The sequence below is a fragment of the Siansivirga zeaxanthinifaciens CC-SAMT-1 genome, assembly GCF_000941055.1.
Lineage (GTDB): Bacteria > Bacteroidota > Bacteroidia > Flavobacteriales > Flavobacteriaceae > Siansivirga > Siansivirga zeaxanthinifaciens.
Genome location: NZ_CP007202.1, coordinates 589,036 through 607,269, shown reverse-complemented (window position 1 = coordinate 607,269; position 18,234 = coordinate 589,036). Strand labels below are relative to the sequence as shown.

The following is an 18,234-nucleotide window of genomic DNA, read 5'->3' as shown; positions in this document are numbered from 1 at the left end:
ATCTTTTTTTAAACAAGTATCCCTATATTGGGTGTTAACTGCTATATGTTTTAGTTAAAGTTATAACGTAAACCAAAAAGCATATTGCTTGGTGGCATGGGTATAATACCCTGCTCAATATAGTCTTCGTTAAAAATATTGCTGGCCGTTGCGGTAAACTCAAACTGTTTCAAGTTTAAAATTAATGAAGTATCCCAAACATTGTAAGACAGTCCAGAGGTACGTTCGGCATGTTTGTAGATAACATTAAAATTTAAATTTTTAACCAATTGTGAGCTTAAACGTGATGTAAAATGATGCTTCAACGAGTTAATACTGTATCTAGAAAAGTTGAGATTTAAATCGCCTACTTCATCTTCAATAAAAGTGTAACCCAATGATATATTTTGATTTAAGTTATTAATTTTAAAGTTATAACCTGTGTTAACTTCAAGCCCTTTGGTATATAAATCTCTTAGATTTGTTGCCATAAAGGGGTCTGCTTCAACATCTTTTACATAATCAATTAATTTGCTGGCATCTCTATAAAAAACAGCAAACGAACCTGTAAATTTTTGCGATAAATATTTTCCTCCCAATTCACCAGAAAGGGCTTCTTCTGGTTTTAAATTAGCATTACCAACTGTTGCTGGATCGCTGTAATACAAATCGGTATAGGTTGGTATGCGGTAGGTATAACCAGCATTTCCGTAAAGTTTAAAGTTATCGGTTAATTTGTAACCCACATCAATTCCTGGAAATGCATGAAATTTAAAATCTGAAAAGTAAGTTACGGCAATACCTGGTGTTATATCTAACTTATCGTTTAACAATTTAAAACGATGTTCTAAAAATAGGTTTGTCATAAAACGGTTTCTGTTTCCTAAGTTATTGCTTCGTATATAAATTTTAGAAACATCAATTCCAAATCCTGTTATACCAGCACTTGAGGTGTATGAAGCATTAACTTCGGCACCCATTTTATCTGTAATATGAAGGTTTCTATAGAAACTAGGGTTGTTTCGTCTTAGTAAAAAGAGATCTTGGTTACGTTTCCAATACACACGAGGTTTTATTTTTAGGCTCGTGTTATTAAATTCGGTAGTAAAAGCTATTAAACTATTTTGTGTCTCTTCATATTCATTAAACGTTGGGTTTGTGGTGTAGAAGTTTTCGGCGCCAAAATTTCTATCTAAAAATGTGGCAATCATTTCAATAGGTTGTGCGTTTTTATTGAAAACACTCTTTATGAAATAATTAGAATTTTCGTAATCTGAATTATTTCTATACCCAGCAGAGGTTAGTTTACCAATATGTACCATGTGCGACGAATTTTCTAAATCGGTACCAACGGTTACAGAACCATTTAATTGCCCGAAAGAACCTGTCTCTAAATTAGCAGAAACGGTATTTTTTAAGTCTTTTTTAGTGACAATGTTTATGGCCCCAGTAAAAGCATTTTGTCCAAAAACACGCGCTGCAGGTCCTTTAATAATTTCAACACGTTCTATAACTTCAATGGGTAAAGCGGCATTTAATGTGTGGTGACCTGTTTGGGCGTCGTCCATTTTTATACCATCAATAAGTAGTAAGGTTTGGTCGAAACTACCACCACGAATGTATAAATCGGCTTGACTACCAGCAGTTCCTCGGCGTCTTATATCTACACCAGCAACTTGTTGTAATAAATCGGCTAAATTATTAGTAGCGCTGTTTTTTATGTCTTCGGAAGTAATAATATCAATCGTTCTTGAGTTTTCTTTAAACGGAAGATTGATGCGTGTCGAGTTGATGAGCACTTCACCAAGGGCGGTGGTGTCTTGTTGTTTAGTTTGTTGATTTTGAGAATTTCCAATAAAATGAAATAACAAAAATAAAACGGGGAAATATTTACTGTTCATAAAAAATTAATTTGATGCTATTTAAAAACGCTGCAAAATTCGTAACTTTCTGGACTAGCAAACTAGTCCAGTTTTAAAATAATGAATAGTCCGGTTGTCGAGCTTCTAAAACAGTTAATTTTTGTAGATAAATCTGTTGTTACGCCTGTGTATGTTCAGGTGTCTCAACAAATAATTAATGCGATACAACGCAGTTATTTAACCGAAGGTACACCACTACCTGGCAGCCGAACGTTAAGTAATTTATTAGGCATAAATAGAAACACAGTCGTAGCAATTTACGAGGAATTAGCATCGCAAGGTTGGGTTGATATTGTGCCTAACAAAGGCACCTTTGTTATTGTGCCAGAGCAAAAAACAGCAGGAATTAAGGCGACTTCACAAGGTGTGCATCAAGCAAATATTTATGCTAAAACTACAGGATTTCCTTTTTTGTCTTCATTTAACCTAGCATCTACACAAGAAATGGTTCAAAGTAATTTTATTATTAACGATGGCCAACCCGATTTAAGACTGCATCCAACCCATCAATTTTCAAAATGGTATAGTGCTTCCATGAAACGTAAATTATTGGTTTCAAAATGGAATCAAATAGGAACGGTGACTTATTCAACATTCGAGTTAGAACTTTGTAACTATTTAAATATTACGCGAGGGTTTCATATTACTCCCAATAATTTAATAAGCACCCGAAGCACAGAAATGAGCTTGTACATTGTTTCCAGGTTGTTGTTAAAGTCTCATGATGTGGTTTTGGTGGGGCATTTAAGCAACTATGCTGCTAACATGATATTTCAACAAACCGGGGCGATAGTAAAAACCATTCCTGTAGACGACGATGGTTTAAACATAGATTACATTCGCGAACATTTTACAAAAAACAGTATTAGAGCCATATATGTTTGTGCGCACAGGCATTATCCAACAACTAAAACGCTTAGTGCCGAGCGTCGTTTGCAGTTATTGCAACTGGCAAAGGAATATAAATTTGCCATTATAGAAGACGACTACGACTACGATTTTCAATTCGATGGAACGGCCATGTTACCTATGGCAAGCTCCGATGCCCATGGTATGATTATTTATTTAGGGAAATTGGGGCAATCGTTATTCCCGAGTTTTCAAACTGGATTTGTAATTGCGCCAGAAAATTTAATTTCTGAAGCTAAAAATTATTTACAATTACTAGACAGGCAAGGCGATTTAATACAAGAACAAATGCTTTCTGAACTTATACACGAAGGTGAAATTCACAGATTAATTAAAAAGAATATTCTAGTATATAAACAACGACGTGATTTTTTGAGCACCTGCCTTACAGAAACTTTTAATAATAAGGTTACTTGGGACAATCCTTCTGGCGGATTGGCGTTATGGTTAAAATTTGAGCCCCAAATTCCTTTGGTTAAATTAGCTGAAGAAGCTATTAAACACGATTTATTTTTGTCGAAAACTATTTTATATCAAGATAAAAATACCTGCGCGATACGTTTTGGTTTTGGACAATTAAATGAAACGGAAATAAAAACAGTGGTAGCAAAATTAAAAATAGCTTATAATTCGGTAATCAATAATTTATCTCTCGCTTAGTAGTTTTCAACTCATAATTTAGAATATTTAGAAGAATAAATTTGTATTTTTGAATTCATCCTTTATTATGTACCCATGAAAATTTTATTTGTTATTGCCTGCTTGTTTGTTACCTGCATTAGTTTTTCTCAAAATAATTACATCGTTAAAACCGACGATGGTAGGCGTGTACTGCTAAAAGCAGATTTTACCTGGGAATATATTGATGCCGATTCTGCCACTACCAAGGCAAATAAAAAAGCGATGCCTTTACCAGAGGCTAATACGGCTTCCAATTGTGGTGTAGATGCTGGTTTTGAAGAGCCTGCTTTAAATCAAAAAATTCAGAATCAGTTAAAAAAGGGGAGAGCAACTATTGAAGATGTAAAGGACAAGGTTTCAAAAGATTATAATTGCGACGTTTCAGATGTTGTTTTACTTTCATTTAAAGAACAAAAAGCAAAGGCTACTTATAATTTTTGTGTTAAAGGAACAAAGGTAACGTATAAGCGTACCGGCTTTAGTATTATAAAAAGTTGGAATATGAAATAAGCATATTTCAATGATTCAAAAATAGTTTAAATTCAATAGATACTCATGTTTGCATTAGTAGATTGCAATAATTTTTATGCATCGTGTGAACGCGTTTTTAACCCTAATTTACAAGGTAAGCCTATAGCGATACTTAGTAATAACGATGGTTGTGTTATATCACGAAGCGACGAGGCTAAAGCATTGGGCTTGCCCATGGGCGCTCCTATTTTTAAATGGGAAAACATGTGTAAAGCGCAAGGCATTCAAGTATTGTCGTCTAATTATGCTTTGTATGGCGATATGAGTAGTCGGGTTATGTCTATTTTAAAACAATTTACGCCCGATGTTGAGGTGTACAGTATTGATGAAGCTTTTTTAGAATTTAAAGGTTTTGAAAACTATAATTTCACCAATTACGGAACTCAAATACGCACCCGAATTTTAAAATGGACTGGTATTCCAACCTGTGTTGGTGTGGCACCAACTAAAGCGCTTAGTAAAGTCGCTAATAAAATAGCAAGGAAGTTTCCAAAACAAACCCAAGGCGTTTATTTAATAGATACAGACGAAAAACGCATTAAGGCCTTAAAATGGATTAAAATTGAAGATGTTTGGGGTATAGGAAGGCGGTTAAGCAAGCGTTTACAAGATAAAGGATGTAAAACAGCTTACGATTTTACTCAACTTCCAGATGCTTGGGTGAAACAGCATTTTTCGGTTGTAGAAGCTCGTTTAAAACGCGATTTAGAAGGTTTGCCAACGTTACAGTTAGACGAAGACCACAAAACCAAAAAGGTTATAGCCACTACCCGAAGTTTCGAGTACACCTATTCTGATGCCGATAACATTAAAGAACGTATTTCTACGTTTGCCACCAGCTGTGCCGAAAAACTCCGTAAACAGGGTTCTAGTTGTTACGTCATTATTGTTATGCTACGTAGCGATCGTCACAAAAAAGATTTACAGCAACACCGAGCAAGCACAAGTATTAATTTATCGTATCCCACAAACTCGTCTATTATAATAAGTCAGTGTGCTGTAAAAGCCGTTATGTCTATTTTTAAAGAAGGAATTAAATATAAAAAAGCAGGTGTTATAGTTACAGGATTGGTGCCTACCGATAATTTTCAGTTAAATATTTTCGAGAACGAGCATCCTAAACACCAACACTTAATGCGCTCTATCGATACGCTTAATGCCAAATTTAAAACGCAAAAGATTAAAATTGCTAATCAAGATTTAAAACGCACGTGGAAAATGCGTCAAGAACGTTTATCTCCTAAATACACTACAAATATTAACGATATTATTGTGGTAAAGTAAGTTGAGTACGTATTTTTATAGGAAACTCATCAAATAAAAGATATATTTACAATTCAAAAAAGTCACGCTTTCGCGGAATAATAAACAGGATGTTATGATAGCACACAAATCTGGAAGTTTAACCTTCTTTACACCAGAAATTTTAGATGACGCCTCTGCTCATTTTTTCGACACGGGTATTTCTGCCGGTTTTCCATCGCCTGCCGAAGATTTTAGTGAACAACGTTTATCATTAGATGAAGAGCTTGTAAAAAATAAAGAAGCCACTTTTTATGCACGTGTTAGCGGCCAGTCTATGATAGGCGCAGGACTAGATGACAATGATTTGCTGCTAATAGACCGAAGTTTAGAACCTTCAAACAATAAAATAGCGGTTTGTTTTTTAGATGGTGAATTTACTGTAAAGCGATTAAAAGTTGATAAAGATGAGGTTTGGTTGCAACCAGAAAACCCCAATTACCCTATTATTAAAATAACACCAGAAAACGATTTTATTATTTGGGGTATCGTTACCAATGTTATAAAAAAGGTATAACTATTTTAGAAATACATTTAAATAAAAACGCGAAACTTATTAGGTTTCGCGTTTTTTATGTTTGAATAAGTTTGGTTTAGTCAACTAAAACAATCACTTTATTATCTTTCATTTCAAGTGTCCCAGACTTAATTTGTAATGTTAAAATTTTATCATCATCATGAAATGGAATCACTTCAGAGTGTAAGGTATCAAAAACTAAATGACTTTTTGTATGCGTGTGTATTTTAATAACACCTTCTTTTAATACCGATACAATGGAAGCGTGATTATCTAAAATTTGAAACTCTCCATTTACACCAGGTACGGCTATAGAATCTATTTCAGAACTAAATAAAGTGGCCTCTGGTGATACAATTTCTAAATACATATTTTTGGGTATTGAGTATTGAGTAATTAGAAGTTCTCGCTCCTAATATCTCATTACTAGTTTACGCTTCTGCTAACATTTTCTCTCCAGCTTCGATAGCCTCTTCGATAGTCCCTTTAAGGTTAAACGCAGCTTCTGGTAAGTGATCTAATTCACCATCCATAATCATGTTAAATCCTTTAATAGTTTCTTTAATATCAACTAGTACACCTGGAATACCTGTAAACTGTTCTGCTACGTGGAATGGTTGCGATAAGAAACGTTGTACACGTCTTGCTCTACCTACAGCTAATTTATCTTCTTCAGAAAGCTCTTCCATACCAAGAATAGCGATAATATCTTGTAATTCTTTGTAACGTTGTAATAACTCTTTTACTCTTTGAGCACAAGCATAATGATCATGGCCTAAAATATCGGCAGTTAAGATACGAGAAGTAGAATCTAATGGGTCTACCGCTGGATAAATACCTAACTCTGCAATTTTACGAGATAATACGGTTGTAGCATCTAAGTGAGCAAACGTTGTTGCTGGTGCAGGATCCGTTAAATCATCTGCAGGTACGTAAACCGCTTGTACAGATGTAATAGAACCTCTTTTTGTAGAAGTAATACGCTCTTGCATCGCACCCATCTCTGTTGCTAATGTAGGTTGGTAACCTACCGCAGATGGCATACGACCTAATAATGCAGAAACCTCAGAACCCGCTTGTGTAAAACGGAAAATGTTATCTACGAAGAAAAGTACATCTTTACCTTGACCGTCGCCAGCACCATCACGGAAATACTCGGCAATTGTTAAACCAGATAAGGCAACACGCGCACGTGCTCCTGGTGGCTCGTTCATTTGTCCGAATACGAAAGTAGCTTTAGATTCTTTCATTTTAGATTTATCAACTTTCGATAAATCCCATCCGCCATCTTCCATAGAATGCATGAAATCTTCACCGTAACGAATAATTCCAGATTCTAACATCTCTCTTAAAAGGTCATTTCCTTCACGAGTTCTTTCTCCAACTCCAGCAAATACTGAAAGTCCACCGTGACCTTTTGCTATATTATTAATTAACTCCTGAATTAATACGGTTTTACCTACTCCAGCACCACCAAATAAACCAATTTTACCACCTTTTGCGTAAGGCTCAATTAAGTCAATTACTTTAATACCTGTAAATAAAACTTCAGTAGACGTTGATAAGTCTTCAAATTTAGGTGCTTGTCTGTGAATTGGTAAACCAGCATCTCCAGCTTTAGGTAAGTTACCTAAACCATCAATAGCATCTCCAATTACATTGAATAAACGCCCGTAAACATCATCGCCAATAGGCATTTGTATTGGGGCACCAGTTGCAGTAACTTCTGTACCTCTACTTAAACCATCCGAAGAATCCATTGCTATTGTACGTACTGTATCTTCACCAATGTGAGATTGTACTTCTAGTACTAACAAAGAACCATCAGGTCTTTTAATTTCTAATGAATCATAAATTCTTGGAAGCTCTGAACCAGCAGCGAATTCAACGTCGATAACCGGACCTACTATTTGTGCAACTTTACCTGTAACTTTAGACATTACTTATATGTTTAATATTATGCGTTTTAATTAGGTGAATACTGAATAAGTTTTCGCGTGCAAAGATAATTTTTTTAATTTAAAATGAAAGTTGTTTTTTAAGCTTTTTTATAATAAAATAACACCTTCAATTTGAAGGTGTTACCGTTATAGTTTTTTTATTTAATTTTTATCGCAATGCTAGTGAGTAGTTGGTAGGATAATCGCCAATGTTTACTAGATTTCCGGAAGCTTCGAAATTTGAACCATAGGTTTTATCGATAGCCTTTAAAAATTCGTTTGCTATTAGGGCATATCCTCTAGAAGTTGGGTGCACACCGTCTAAACCAAAGGCACCTCCTGTAACTAAATTTGATGTGAGCGTAAAGTTCCCATCACTTATTCCGCCAGTGGCTAATTGATTTAATATTGTGTTTACATCTACAAATGCAAACCCAGCTGCTGTTGCTGCTGCTTTTATTTTGTTATTAAAGGTGTTTGTAACTGCTATAATTTCTTCTTGTTCTTCTGGGGTTAAAACCCATTTATCGGCAAGCGGAATGGCAACACCATTTACAGTAGCAGGATTGCCTGGTACAGCTTGTGTTCCAATAAAATTTGAGCTTGTTAAAACCAGTAAGTCGTTTTTGGTGGCTTGTCTCATGCTTATTAATGCCGGATTAATGGCTGTTAAGTCTGTTAAATCTTCATCCATAATTACAACAGCATTTCCTGGACCAGGATTAAATGTTATGGTTCTTTTTGCAATTTCGGCATTTGCATTGGCTTGACTTATAGCGTTTATACTAACTAAATAACCAAAAGCCGCTTGTATGCCTGCATTGTAAGCGCCATATGCCGCTGCACTATTTAAATATTGTGCTGTAGCACTATCTAAGGGTACCGGATTATGAGGTACCGTAGTAAAAAATGGAATGGTTGTTACGTTAGGAATATTCGCCATAACGCCTTGAACATTTGCTGCTTGAAATGCACCAACAATGGCATCAATAGAACTGTTAAATATAGCCTCTGATGTTGGGCCGCTGGTACTTGCCCCAGAAGTAGCATAGCCCAGTATATCGTTGTTTCCAATCCATAGTGAAACAAATGTTGGTGCTTGTGCAAGGGCATCACCTAAAATAGTAGCTGTTGGGCTGCTTGCTATTCTTACAAAGTATGGGTTGGCAGTTGGTGTTGCTGAGGTTAAATTAGCTGGATTACCATATCCATTAAATAGTAGGTGAAAGCTAGATGCTCCAGGAACTCCCATATTGTTTTTACTTCCTATGGATGGTGCAAAAACTTCTGTCGAAGATGTTGCTGGAAGCAGGGCAGGACCCGATCCATTGAAATATAATCTCGGAGCAAACTGGCTGCTTTGCATGCCGCCAAAAAGAAAACCTCCAACATTATCATTCATAAGTGGTTGTGTAAATTCTCCACCTCCTACAAGCGCAAATTTACTAGCGAGAATGTTTGGAAACGAATTTTCCTGTGATGCTTTAAATAGCGCGTTATCTGTAAATCCGGCGGTTAGCGAATTTCCCAGAGAAACGAACTTAGAGAAATTTGCAGTACCTGCTGTTAATTCTGGGAGTGACGTTACAGGAGTTTCCCTGCTTACATCTTCTATATCGTTACAGGCTGATAAACTAATGATAATAATTAGCAGCCAAATATATTTTGATTTTAAAATATGCGTTTTCATAATAATTATAAATTGTTAATTGTCCATGATAAGTAATACATAGATCCTATAAAGCCTGTTCCAAATGCTGTGTAGTATTCTTTACCAGTAAGATTGGTAGCTCCTGCTTTAAAAATTGATTTTATACTTGGCACGGTATAATTAATTTGAGCATCTACGACATGGAATTCTGGAACGACACCGTCACCAAAAGTACCTTCCCAGAAATAGTCATCACTAAATCTATAGGATACATTAAAACCAAAGTTTTTAAATAATTCGGTATTTCCAAAGGAGGCTTTGAATTTGTGTTCTGGTGTGTTGAAGTTTGTTACGAAGCTTGGGTATTTTGCTTGATCGAAGTCGAGTTTGGCATAAGTATAGCTTCCGCTTAAATCAAAATCACCAAATACTTTAGTTGATATTCCTATGGAGGCTCCATACGATTTTACATCGGCTTCCGCATTGGTGTATGTGCCATAAATTTGGAAATCGTCATTTTTTATTGCCTCGAATGCGGTTGAAGCGTCACTTATCACGTTTCCATAAAACGGGGCTATTACACGACCTTGAGAGATGAAATCTTTGTATTTATTGTAATACATACTGAAATCAATAGTTATGTTGCTAAATTTACCTCTATATCCTATTTCGGCCGAACTTACCTGTTCTGGTTTTACAATATCTGGATTAGCAACTTCCAACAAGGCAGCATTCCCATTAGCAGCCGCAGCTAATGCAGAACTGGCAGTATAAGAATTTGTATAACCTGCACGACCGGATTGGTTTATAGTTGCAGGCTGCCCTAATAATTGTCCGGCAGGACTTATATTATATGGTCTTGAATATCGGTCTAAATTTTCTGGAGCAGAACCTACTAAAACATAAGCACCTGTATCTAATCCAATAAATAAATCTTGGGTTGTTGGATTTCTAAATCCTGTTTGCACAGAAGCTCTTACATTATGATTTTTATTTATTGTTAAACCAGCCGATATTCTTGGTGAAAAGAAACCATCGAAGAACTCCGATTTATCGTATCTTACAGAACCTGTTAGTTTTAATTCCAGTGCATAATTTAATTCTATGTTTTTCTGAATTTGTGTGTATATTCCATATTCAGAATAGTCAATTGGGCCATCTATATCGGTATAAATAGTACCAAACGAGTTTAAATTATATTTTCTGTACGAACCACCAACTTGAATTTCAGCAAAATCGATTAAATCACTAAAATTATAATTTCCATCTGCATGATAGTATTTTGATGCATCTTGAAATTTAGAACCTGTTAAAATATCTGGGTCGCTAATACTTTTATTAAATGCGGCTTCAAATTCTGGTGTTCCGGGTTCAAAACGCCCATTCTCTGCAGCTAATCTTGCAGCTGCATGCGCCTGATCTTCTGTAGCACCACTAAAAGTAGCGCCTACAAAGGTGTTTATATAATCTCCAAACCATTGCTCGTCACTTTTCCAGGCACGATTAATTTGAATAGCGGTAGCAACCATATCGTAAGAGTTTCCAGCTTTGTCTGCAACCAAATATCCTCTTAAAAAGAAATTTTTGTTTTTTAATTCAAGTTTATGTTGCTCTTGGAAAAAGCCATCGATGTAATATCTATTGGTTCCTTGGTAAATGGTAGACCCAGTACCTACTTTACCAACATACGATATTTCGAAATCATCTTCAAAAGGTCTGTAATATAAACCCCAATCGGCTTTAACGCTTTCCGCATTATAATCGGTTAGGTCGGCTTCGTTGTAACCCGTTCTACTTACCGATACGTTAGGGATAATGCCTAACCCGCCCGCAGCAGCTCTAATATTGGTAGAAACAATATCACCATAAACGTTTACACCATCATAGTTTATATTGTTTTCTCTGGTTCCTCCAACCCGGTTTTTATCTTGTGTGCTATTCGCAGCCCAATCGGTACCTTGTAAGTAACCAAAGTTTATTTTACCAGCAAATTTGTTGCTAAACTTGTATGCTGCACGAAAGCTAACATCTGTATAAGGGTTGTTTCCAGCTGCTTTTTGTGATGTAATACCTCGTTTTACAGAAGCGCTAATGCCTTGGTGATCGAATGGGTTTTTACTTCTCATGAATAAAATACCATTAAAAGCATTCGCTCCATACAAAGCCGAAGAGGCCCCAGGTAGTAATTCGACACTTAATACATCGGTTTCGGTCATACCAACTAAATTTCCTATAGGGAAATTTAAAGCAGGAGTAGAGTTGTCCATCCCATCAACTAATTGCATGAAACGGTTGTTCGCAAAAGTTGCAAAACCACGCGTATTAACCGATTTGAAGGTTAAACTGTTGGTATTTACATCGACACCTTTTAGATTTTCTAATCCGTCATAAAAATCGACAGAAGCAGAGGTTTTAATTTCTTTTAAACCAATTCTTTCGACTGTTACTGGCGATTCGAAAATGCGTTCGGGAGTTCTGGAAGCAGAAATTACGACTTCATCTAAAGATGTGCCTTCTTTTAATACGAATGATACTTTTTGATTTTGAGAGGTAATTTCAATAACAACGGTATCAAAACCAATGCTACTAGCCTGAAGGCTAAAAGGAGGCTTTTTGTCTGTGGTTAAATTAAAATTCCCATCAAAATCTGAGACTGTACCAATAGTAGTGCCTAAGATGATAATGTTTGCCCCAGGCAAGGGCTGACTGTTATCATCTAAAACTGTTCCTGATATTTTTGTTTGGGAAAAGGCTATACCAACGCTAAAAATCAGCCATAGAGAGAGCAATTTTTTCATATTAAGATTAATTTAATTTTTAAGCAATATATATAAAGAAATAATTATTTAATAGTAAAATGACAAAAAAGTTATGCTTGCATAGTAAATTTAATAATTTCAAGGTGTTATAATTGTCATTTTAGTAAAATTTTGTAAAAATTAGACATAAAAAAACAGGGCTAACTTTATTTAAATTAGCCCTGTTTGGTTTTTTATATTAATTTATTCTACTGTAACCGATTTTGCCAAATTACGTGGTTGGTCTACGTTTTTACCTAATAGAACAGCAATATGATAAGATAATAACTGTAAAGGAATTGTAGTTATTAAAGGTGTAAGCGATTCGATGGTTTCAGGTACTTCAATAACATGATCTGCAAGTGCTCTAACCTGTTCGTCGCCTTCTGTTACAATGCCTATAATTTTACCTTTTCTAGATTTAATTTCCTGAATGTTACTCACCACTTTTTCGTAATGTCCTTTTTTTGTGGCGATTACAACTATTGGCATGTTTTCATCAATTAATGCAATTGGTCCGTGTTTCATTTCTGCAGCCGGATAACCTTCGGCATGAATGTATGATATCTCTTTTAATTTTAGTGCGCCTTCTAGAGCCACAGGAAAATTATAACCACGCCCCAAGTACAAACAGTTGCGAGAATTTTTGTAGATATCGGCTATCTTTTTAATATGTTCATCTTCCTCTAAAGCTTTTTCAACTTTTTTAGGAATCATTTCTAATTCTAATAAATGATGGCGGAAATCGGAGCTACTTATAGTTCCTTTAGCTCGCGCTAATCTTAAAGCCATTAATGTTAAAACCGTAATTTGAGTTGTGAAAGCTTTTGTTGATGCCACCCCAATTTCTGGTCCTGCATGCGTGTACGCTCCGGCATCGGTTTCTCTGGCAATAGAAGAGCCTACAACATTACAAACGCCAAAAACAAAAGCACCTTTAGATTTTGCTAGTTTTATAGCTGCCAATGTATCTGCTGTTTCTCCCGATTGAGAAATGGCGATAACGACATCATTTTCGGTAATAACCGGGTTTCTATATCTAAATTCTGAAGCATATTCTACTTCAACAGGTATTCTGGCAATATCTTCAAAAATATATTCTGCCACCAAACCTGCATGCCATGATGTTCCGCAAGCCACAATAATAAAGCGATTTGCATTAAGAAACTTTTTCATGTTATCTTCAACACCAGCCATTTTAATGATAGCCTCGCTTCGTAACAATCGTCCACGGTAAGTGTCTGTAATTGCTTTAGGTTGTTCGTGAATTTCCTTGAGCATGAAATGGTCGTAGCCTCCCTTTTCAATTTGTTCAAGGTTTAATTTTAACTCTTGAATATATGGCGCTACTAAAGAATCGTCTTTAATTTTTCTAACCTTAATGCCCTTTTCAATACTAACTATAGCCATTTCTTCATCTTCAAGATAAATAGCATTTTTAGTATATTCTAAAAAGGGAGATGCATCACTTGCAATAAAATATTCATCTTTGCCAACTCCAACAGCCAATGGGCTTCCTAGTCGAGCAATAATAATTTCTTCTGGTCTGTTTTTGTCGAACACAGCTATAGCATAAGCGCCAACCACTTCGTTAAGAGCTAGTTGTACGGCTTTGCCAAGCTTTACATTTTCGTTCTTTTTTATTTCTTCAATTAAATTAATAAGAACCTCGGTGTCTGTATCAGATTTAAAAGTATAACCTCTAGATATAAGCTCTTTTTTTAGCGACTCGTAATTCTCGATAATTCCATTATGAATAATTACCAGATTTCCTGAGTTGGAGATATGTGGATGCGAGTTAACATCATTGGGGACGCCATGAGTTGCCCATCTGGTATGACCAATACCAAGGCTTCCATTTTTAGTATTTTCTTTTTCACATAAAATTTCTAAGTCTGAAACTTTGCCTTTTGTTTTGGAAACTTTTAAATTTTCTCCATCAAACAAGGCAACACCAGCACTGTCGTAACCTCGATACTCTAATCGTTTAAGACCTTCAATAATTATAGGATAGGCTTCTCTATGTCCTATATAACCAACAATTCCGCACATAATATTTTGGTTGGGTTACTTTGGTTCGGTGAAAAATATTTCTAATCTCATCTTTTTATTCGCTGGAACATTATTGTTTGTTCCGAATAAAATAGTGCCTCTGGGCATATTTACCGCAGAGACAGGAACGCCTGTTAATTCGTTGTTATTTAAAACTTTGGATGGTGACGTAACGTTAACATTATTAGATATTACTAATCCTATTTTTGTAGAAGTAGAATCTTGTAACAAGATACTATTTAAATGTTCTGTAAGTCTAATTTTATAACGCGCTTGTATGGTATCTCGCTGGCTTAAACTTATTAATTTAGAACTAATAGGAAATTGAGTGTTACTAATTTGATCTATTTGATAATCTATAGTTTCCTGATTATTTTTTAGGTCGTATGCATAAATACGGTCGTATTTATGGTAGTCTGGTATGTTGTCTGTATTTATAGAAGTATCTTCAAAAACAATTAATTGCGCATCATTTATTAAGCGTTTTAATAAATAATTGCCATTTGTTCCTTTTATATAATCGCCTGTTGTCGTTGTTTGTCTGTAGGCTTTTTTAAAGTCTTCAATAGAAGTTCCAGAGAATAAGTCTACCACAGCCATAGAACCTTCGGTGCTTTTTAGGTAAAGCGATGTATCTCCAGCATTGGTATCGCCATCGGTTAAAGCAATGCTATAATCATTAATAAAAGTATTTAAAATATTTCCAGAAAAATTAAATATATAGCTAGCTCCTATTCTTTCATTTTCTACTGTAGAATCTTTGGTGTAATATATTACGATGTTGGCAGTTGTCGAAGCTAAGTTTAATAGCATCATATTACCACTATTACCAATAGGTTCGGCTTTAATATATAAGCCTCTAAAGTAGTTTTTAAAACTATTTGCATTTGCAAAATAACCTGCATCTTGTGCATCAATAATGGTTTGTTTCCAAAAGTCTGTATCTAATTTAAAACGCATCGCAGGCGCTATGTAATTAGTTTGTAACTCGCCAGCAGTATTGTAAGAATCTAAACGAATTCGTTTATCGCTTGGTGTAAATTCGTTTATTTCAAAAATAGGTGTAGGATTTTTAAAGTTTTCGAAATTAATTACAGAATTTCCGTCTGATACTGTTCCGTCAGGTAATGAAAAATATCGTTGCGTGTTTCCTAAGGCGCTTGTAGGATCAAAATCCCTTAAAAAGTAAGTATTCTGGTAAATAGATAATTTGAACGGACTTTCGGCTTTACCATATAAAGAATCTTTGATGGTGTAAGTGGAGTCTGTTACGGCTCTAGAAAAATAAGGAATAGTTAACACTACAGAATCTATAACCGTGTTAACACCAAAATCTGGGCTAAAGGTAGTTGGTGTAATTTGAGATACAATACTTGCCGTTGTTTTACCGTAGGCAGGATCGTTAAATACACCTAATAGATTTGCAGGCAATCCATTAATTTGAACAGAAGACAACTTTTTGTTGTATGCTGTTATGTCTAAGGTTTCAACGTCTTTATTAAAATTAGCATTGTTTTCACCAAGTACATCACTTTCAATATTTGTAAATTCCTTATCGCAAGCTATAAAAGATGAAATAATAAGGGCTAAAACTGCGAAAAATTTAAGGGCTTTAAAATTCTTTTTCATATAAATTTTATGAATGTAATTGGTTAGCTTAAAACGGTTTCACTAAAAAATTTAGTGTAAGCAGAACCAAATTCATCTTTGTTTTTGTATTCTAATACAGGTTTATTTGATGCTTTTAAATAACTTTCTAATTCTGCAGGAATATCTTCAGAGCCAACTATTAAAGCGTCAGAATAATCGATAGCCACTTTCATTAAATTAGTATAAGAAGGTTCTTCAAGAACTTTTATAGCATCTTCATTAATAGCATCAAATTTAACTTTATTAATCATATCTTTATTTAACGTATTGTTAAAACTTTGATTGTATACCGAAGTAACAATTTTACTTTCGCTAAATAAAGGTTCGTCTTTGTAATATTCTTTAAGATAAATTGGCAGCAAAGAAGCTAACCAACCATGAACATGAATAATGTCTGGCGACCAATTTAATTTTTTAACGGTTTCAATAACACCTTTAGCAAAAAAAATAGCGCGTTCATCGTTGTCGGTAAACAATTTACCGTCTTCATCGGTTAACGTGGCTTTTCTTTTAAAATATTCGTCGTTATCAATAAAATATACTTGAATACGCTCTTTAGGGATGGATGCTACTTTTATAATAAGTGGCATATCGAGATCGTTAATTACCAAATTTATTCCAGAAAGTCTTATAACTTCATGTAATTGATGTCTTCTTTCGTTAATATTGCCATATCGAGGCATGAAAATCCTTATTTGTCCACCTTGCTGATTTACAAGTCTAGGCGCTTCAAACGACATTGAAGAGATTTCGGTTTCAGGTAAATAAGGAACTACTTCAGATGATACATATAATATCCTCTTATCTTTCATGGGTCTGGTTTTATTGCTTAATAATTCTTAAGCGCATTCAATCAATTTTAAATAATTGAAAATGAGCTTGTTTTTTTGTTTTTTTCGCTGCTGAATTTTAAAAAAAAACAGCATTTTCAAGACCTTTTAAAAGCCTACTTCATGTAGAATACTCGATTTAATGGGTATCTACTTTCTATAATTGAAAATAAAAAACACGCAAAAGTACAAAATTTTATGCAGATTGGTTGTAAAATCTTAAGTTTGCACCCATTAAATTTAAATTAAACGGTGGAAGTTTACTCAGAAAAACAACAAATTATAGCGGTTATTGATGCCTTAAGAGCTAAACAAAAAACCTTGGGGTTAGTGCCAACCATGGGCGCTTTACATGAAGGGCATTTGGCATTGGTTAAAACGGCTTTAGAAAACAACGATAAAGTTGTTGTGAGTATTTTTGTAAATCCAACCCAGTTTGATAGCAAAGAAGACTTAATAAAGTATCCTAGAACTTTAGAAAATGATATTAAATTATTAGAAGGTTTAAGTGAAGACCGTATTTTGGTGTATGCACCAACCGTAGAAGATGTTTATGGCGAAGAAGCCATTTCAGAGCATTTTGATTATGACGGATTGGAGTTTGAAATGGAAGGTAAATTTAGAACCGGTCATTTTGACGGTGTTGGCACTATAGTTAAACGCTTGTTTGAAATTGTTAAACCCGAGCAGGCTTACTTTGGTGAGAAAGATTTTCAGCAGCTTCAAATTATAAAAAAACTGGTAGAAAAGCACCGTATTCCTGTTAAAATTATTGGTTGCGATATTTACAGAGAACCATCGGGTTTAGCCATGAGTTCTAGAAATGTTAGGTTAAAGCCAGCCTATAAAGAAGCGGCGCCTTTTATATTTAAAACATTAAAACTGGCAAAACAATATTTTGGCACAAAAAGTGCTAATGAAGTTATGCAATGGGTTGAAAAACAATTTGCTAAGCATGAATTATTAAAATTAGAATATTTTATAATAGCAGATGCTGAAACCCTAAAAACAGTAAAAAGAAAATCTAAAACAAAAATGCACAGAGCATTTATAGCCGTTTATGCAGATGATATTCGACTAATTGATAATATTGCTCTAAATTAATTAACTTTGCCACATGCAAATTCAAGTAGTAAAATCTAAAATTCACAGAGTTAAATGTACCGGTGCAGAATTAAACTACATTGGTAGTATTACTATTGATGAAGATTTAATGGACGCTGCCAATATTATTCAAGGCGAAAAAGTACAAATTGTTAATAATGATAATGGCGAACGTTTAGAAACCTATTGTATTCCAGGACCAAGAAATTCTGGTGAAATAACTTTAAATGGTGCAGCAGCAAGAAAAGTATCGGTTGGAGATACTTTAATATTAATTACCTATGCCTTTATGGATATTGAAGAGGCTAAAGTTTTTAAGCCCTCGTTAGTATTCCCAGATGAGGCCACTAACTTGTTAAAATAAAACC

General features: G+C 34.8%; 14 protein-coding genes. 6 read left to right on the top strand and 8 right to left on the bottom strand.

The window, feature by feature from the left end:
• Positions 1 to 50: 50 nt before the first annotated feature.
• Positions 51 to 1,880, bottom strand: coding sequence for a TonB-dependent receptor plug domain-containing protein (locus tag AW14_RS02750; protein WP_044637423.1), 1,830 nt, complete (start codon positions 1,878 to 1,880; stop codon positions 51 to 53).
• An 81-nt stretch (positions 1,881 to 1,961) separates the two neighbouring features.
• Here AW14_RS02750 and AW14_RS02745 point away from each other — a divergent pair, with 81 nt between their 5' ends.
• The 4 genes from AW14_RS02745 (at position 1,962) to AW14_RS02730 (ending at position 5,841) form a co-directional block, all read left to right on the top strand.
• The gene (locus AW14_RS02745; protein WP_179944499.1) at positions 1,962 to 3,470 is read left to right on the top strand and encodes an aminotransferase-like domain-containing protein; all 1,509 of its coding nucleotides are present in this window, start codon (positions 1,962 to 1,964) and stop codon (positions 3,468 to 3,470) included.
• 75 nt (positions 3,471 to 3,545) lie between these two features.
• Complete coding sequence (locus AW14_RS02740; protein WP_044637421.1) at positions 3,546 to 4,001, top strand: DUF3157 family protein; 456 nt, start codon at positions 3,546 to 3,548, stop codon at positions 3,999 to 4,001.
• A gap of 45 nt (positions 4,002 to 4,046) precedes the next feature.
• The gene (locus tag AW14_RS02735) at positions 4,047 to 5,306 is read left to right on the top strand and encodes a Y-family DNA polymerase (protein ID WP_044637420.1); all 1,260 of its coding nucleotides are present in this window, start codon (positions 4,047 to 4,049) and stop codon (positions 5,304 to 5,306) included.
• Between the two features lie 94 nt (positions 5,307 to 5,400).
• Positions 5,401 to 5,841 carry a LexA family protein gene (locus AW14_RS02730; protein WP_044637419.1) on the top strand — a complete coding sequence of 147 codons (441 nt, stop codon included), beginning with the start codon at positions 5,401 to 5,403 and terminating at the stop codon, positions 5,839 to 5,841.
• A gap of 76 nt (positions 5,842 to 5,917) precedes the next feature.
• On the opposite strand, the gene AW14_RS02725 is transcribed toward AW14_RS02730, so the two are convergent.
• From AW14_RS02725 to AW14_RS02695, 7 genes are all read right to left on the bottom strand, one after another.
• Positions 5,918 to 6,211 carry a F0F1 ATP synthase subunit epsilon gene (locus AW14_RS02725; protein WP_044637418.1) on the bottom strand — a complete coding sequence of 98 codons (294 nt, stop codon included), beginning with the start codon at positions 6,209 to 6,211 and terminating at the stop codon, positions 5,918 to 5,920.
• A 61-nt stretch (positions 6,212 to 6,272) separates the two neighbouring features.
• The gene (gene atpD, locus AW14_RS02720; RefSeq protein ID WP_044637417.1) at positions 6,273 to 7,781 is read right to left on the bottom strand and encodes a F0F1 ATP synthase subunit beta; all 1,509 of its coding nucleotides are present in this window, start codon (positions 7,779 to 7,781) and stop codon (positions 6,273 to 6,275) included.
• A 169-nt stretch (positions 7,782 to 7,950) separates the two neighbouring features.
• Complete coding sequence (locus AW14_RS02715) at positions 7,951 to 9,471, bottom strand: SGNH/GDSL hydrolase family protein (protein ID WP_044637416.1); 1,521 nt, start codon at positions 9,469 to 9,471, stop codon at positions 7,951 to 7,953.
• A gap of 5 nt (positions 9,472 to 9,476) precedes the next feature.
• Positions 9,477 to 12,230: a TonB-dependent receptor gene (locus tag AW14_RS02710; RefSeq protein WP_044637415.1), complete on the bottom strand. Its 2,754-nt coding sequence runs from the start codon at positions 12,228 to 12,230 to the stop codon at positions 9,477 to 9,479.
• A gap of 204 nt (positions 12,231 to 12,434) precedes the next feature.
• Entirely contained in the window at positions 12,435 to 14,282 is a 1,848-nt protein-coding gene (glmS, locus tag AW14_RS02705) for a glutamine--fructose-6-phosphate transaminase (isomerizing) (protein ID WP_044637414.1), read from the bottom strand.
• A 15-nt stretch (positions 14,283 to 14,297) separates the two neighbouring features.
• Complete coding sequence (locus AW14_RS02700; protein WP_044637413.1) at positions 14,298 to 15,911, bottom strand: DUF4270 domain-containing protein; 1,614 nt, start codon at positions 15,909 to 15,911, stop codon at positions 14,298 to 14,300.
• A gap of 23 nt (positions 15,912 to 15,934) precedes the next feature.
• The gene (locus tag AW14_RS02695; protein ID WP_044637412.1) at positions 15,935 to 16,744 is read right to left on the bottom strand and encodes a glycogen/starch synthase; all 810 of its coding nucleotides are present in this window, start codon (positions 16,742 to 16,744) and stop codon (positions 15,935 to 15,937) included.
• A gap of 270 nt (positions 16,745 to 17,014) precedes the next feature.
• Between AW14_RS02695 and panC the strand changes: the two genes are divergently transcribed.
• The gene (gene panC / locus AW14_RS02690; protein ID WP_044637411.1) at positions 17,015 to 17,866 is read left to right on the top strand and encodes a pantoate--beta-alanine ligase; all 852 of its coding nucleotides are present in this window, start codon (positions 17,015 to 17,017) and stop codon (positions 17,864 to 17,866) included.
• Between the two features lie 13 nt (positions 17,867 to 17,879).
• On the top strand, positions 17,880 to 18,230 hold the full coding sequence (panD, locus tag AW14_RS02685; protein ID WP_034042051.1) for an aspartate 1-decarboxylase: 351 nt from the start codon (positions 17,880 to 17,882) through the stop codon (positions 18,228 to 18,230).
• Positions 18,231 to 18,234: the final 4 nt, after the last annotated feature.

What these genes read in the sequence shown, in the direction of transcription:
- AW14_RS02715 (WP_044637416.1), bottom strand. Translation starts at nt 9,471, where the DNA reads ATGAAAACGCATATTTTAAAATCAAAATATATTTGGCTGCTAATTATT.
- AW14_RS02750 (WP_044637423.1), bottom strand. Translation starts at nt 1,880, where the DNA reads ATGAACAGTAAATATTTCCCCGTTTTATTTTTGTTATTTCATTTTATT.
- AW14_RS02700 (WP_044637413.1), bottom strand. Translation starts at nt 15,911, where the DNA reads ATGAAAAAGAATTTTAAAGCCCTTAAATTTTTCGCAGTTTTAGCCCTT.
- glmS (WP_044637414.1), bottom strand. Translation starts at nt 14,282, where the DNA reads ATGTGCGGAATTGTTGGTTATATAGGACATAGAGAAGCCTATCCTATA.
- atpD (WP_044637417.1), bottom strand. Translation starts at nt 7,781, where the DNA reads ATGTCTAAAGTTACAGGTAAAGTTGCACAAATAGTAGGTCCGGTTATC.
- AW14_RS02735 (WP_044637420.1), top strand. Translation starts at nt 4,047, where the DNA reads ATGTTTGCATTAGTAGATTGCAATAATTTTTATGCATCGTGTGAACGC.
- AW14_RS02695 (WP_044637412.1), bottom strand. Translation starts at nt 16,744, where the DNA reads ATGAAAGATAAGAGGATATTATATGTATCATCTGAAGTAGTTCCTTAT.
- AW14_RS02745 (WP_179944499.1), top strand. Translation starts at nt 1,962, where the DNA reads ATGAATAGTCCGGTTGTCGAGCTTCTAAAACAGTTAATTTTTGTAGAT.
- AW14_RS02740 (WP_044637421.1), top strand. Translation starts at nt 3,546, where the DNA reads ATGAAAATTTTATTTGTTATTGCCTGCTTGTTTGTTACCTGCATTAGT.
- AW14_RS02725 (WP_044637418.1), bottom strand. Translation starts at nt 6,211, where the DNA reads ATGTATTTAGAAATTGTATCACCAGAGGCCACTTTATTTAGTTCTGAA.
- AW14_RS02710 (WP_044637415.1), bottom strand. Translation starts at nt 12,230, where the DNA reads ATGAAAAAATTGCTCTCTCTATGGCTGATTTTTAGCGTTGGTATAGCC.
- AW14_RS02730 (WP_044637419.1), top strand. Translation starts at nt 5,401, where the DNA reads ATGATAGCACACAAATCTGGAAGTTTAACCTTCTTTACACCAGAAATT.
- panD (WP_034042051.1), top strand. Translation starts at nt 17,880, where the DNA reads ATGCAAATTCAAGTAGTAAAATCTAAAATTCACAGAGTTAAATGTACC.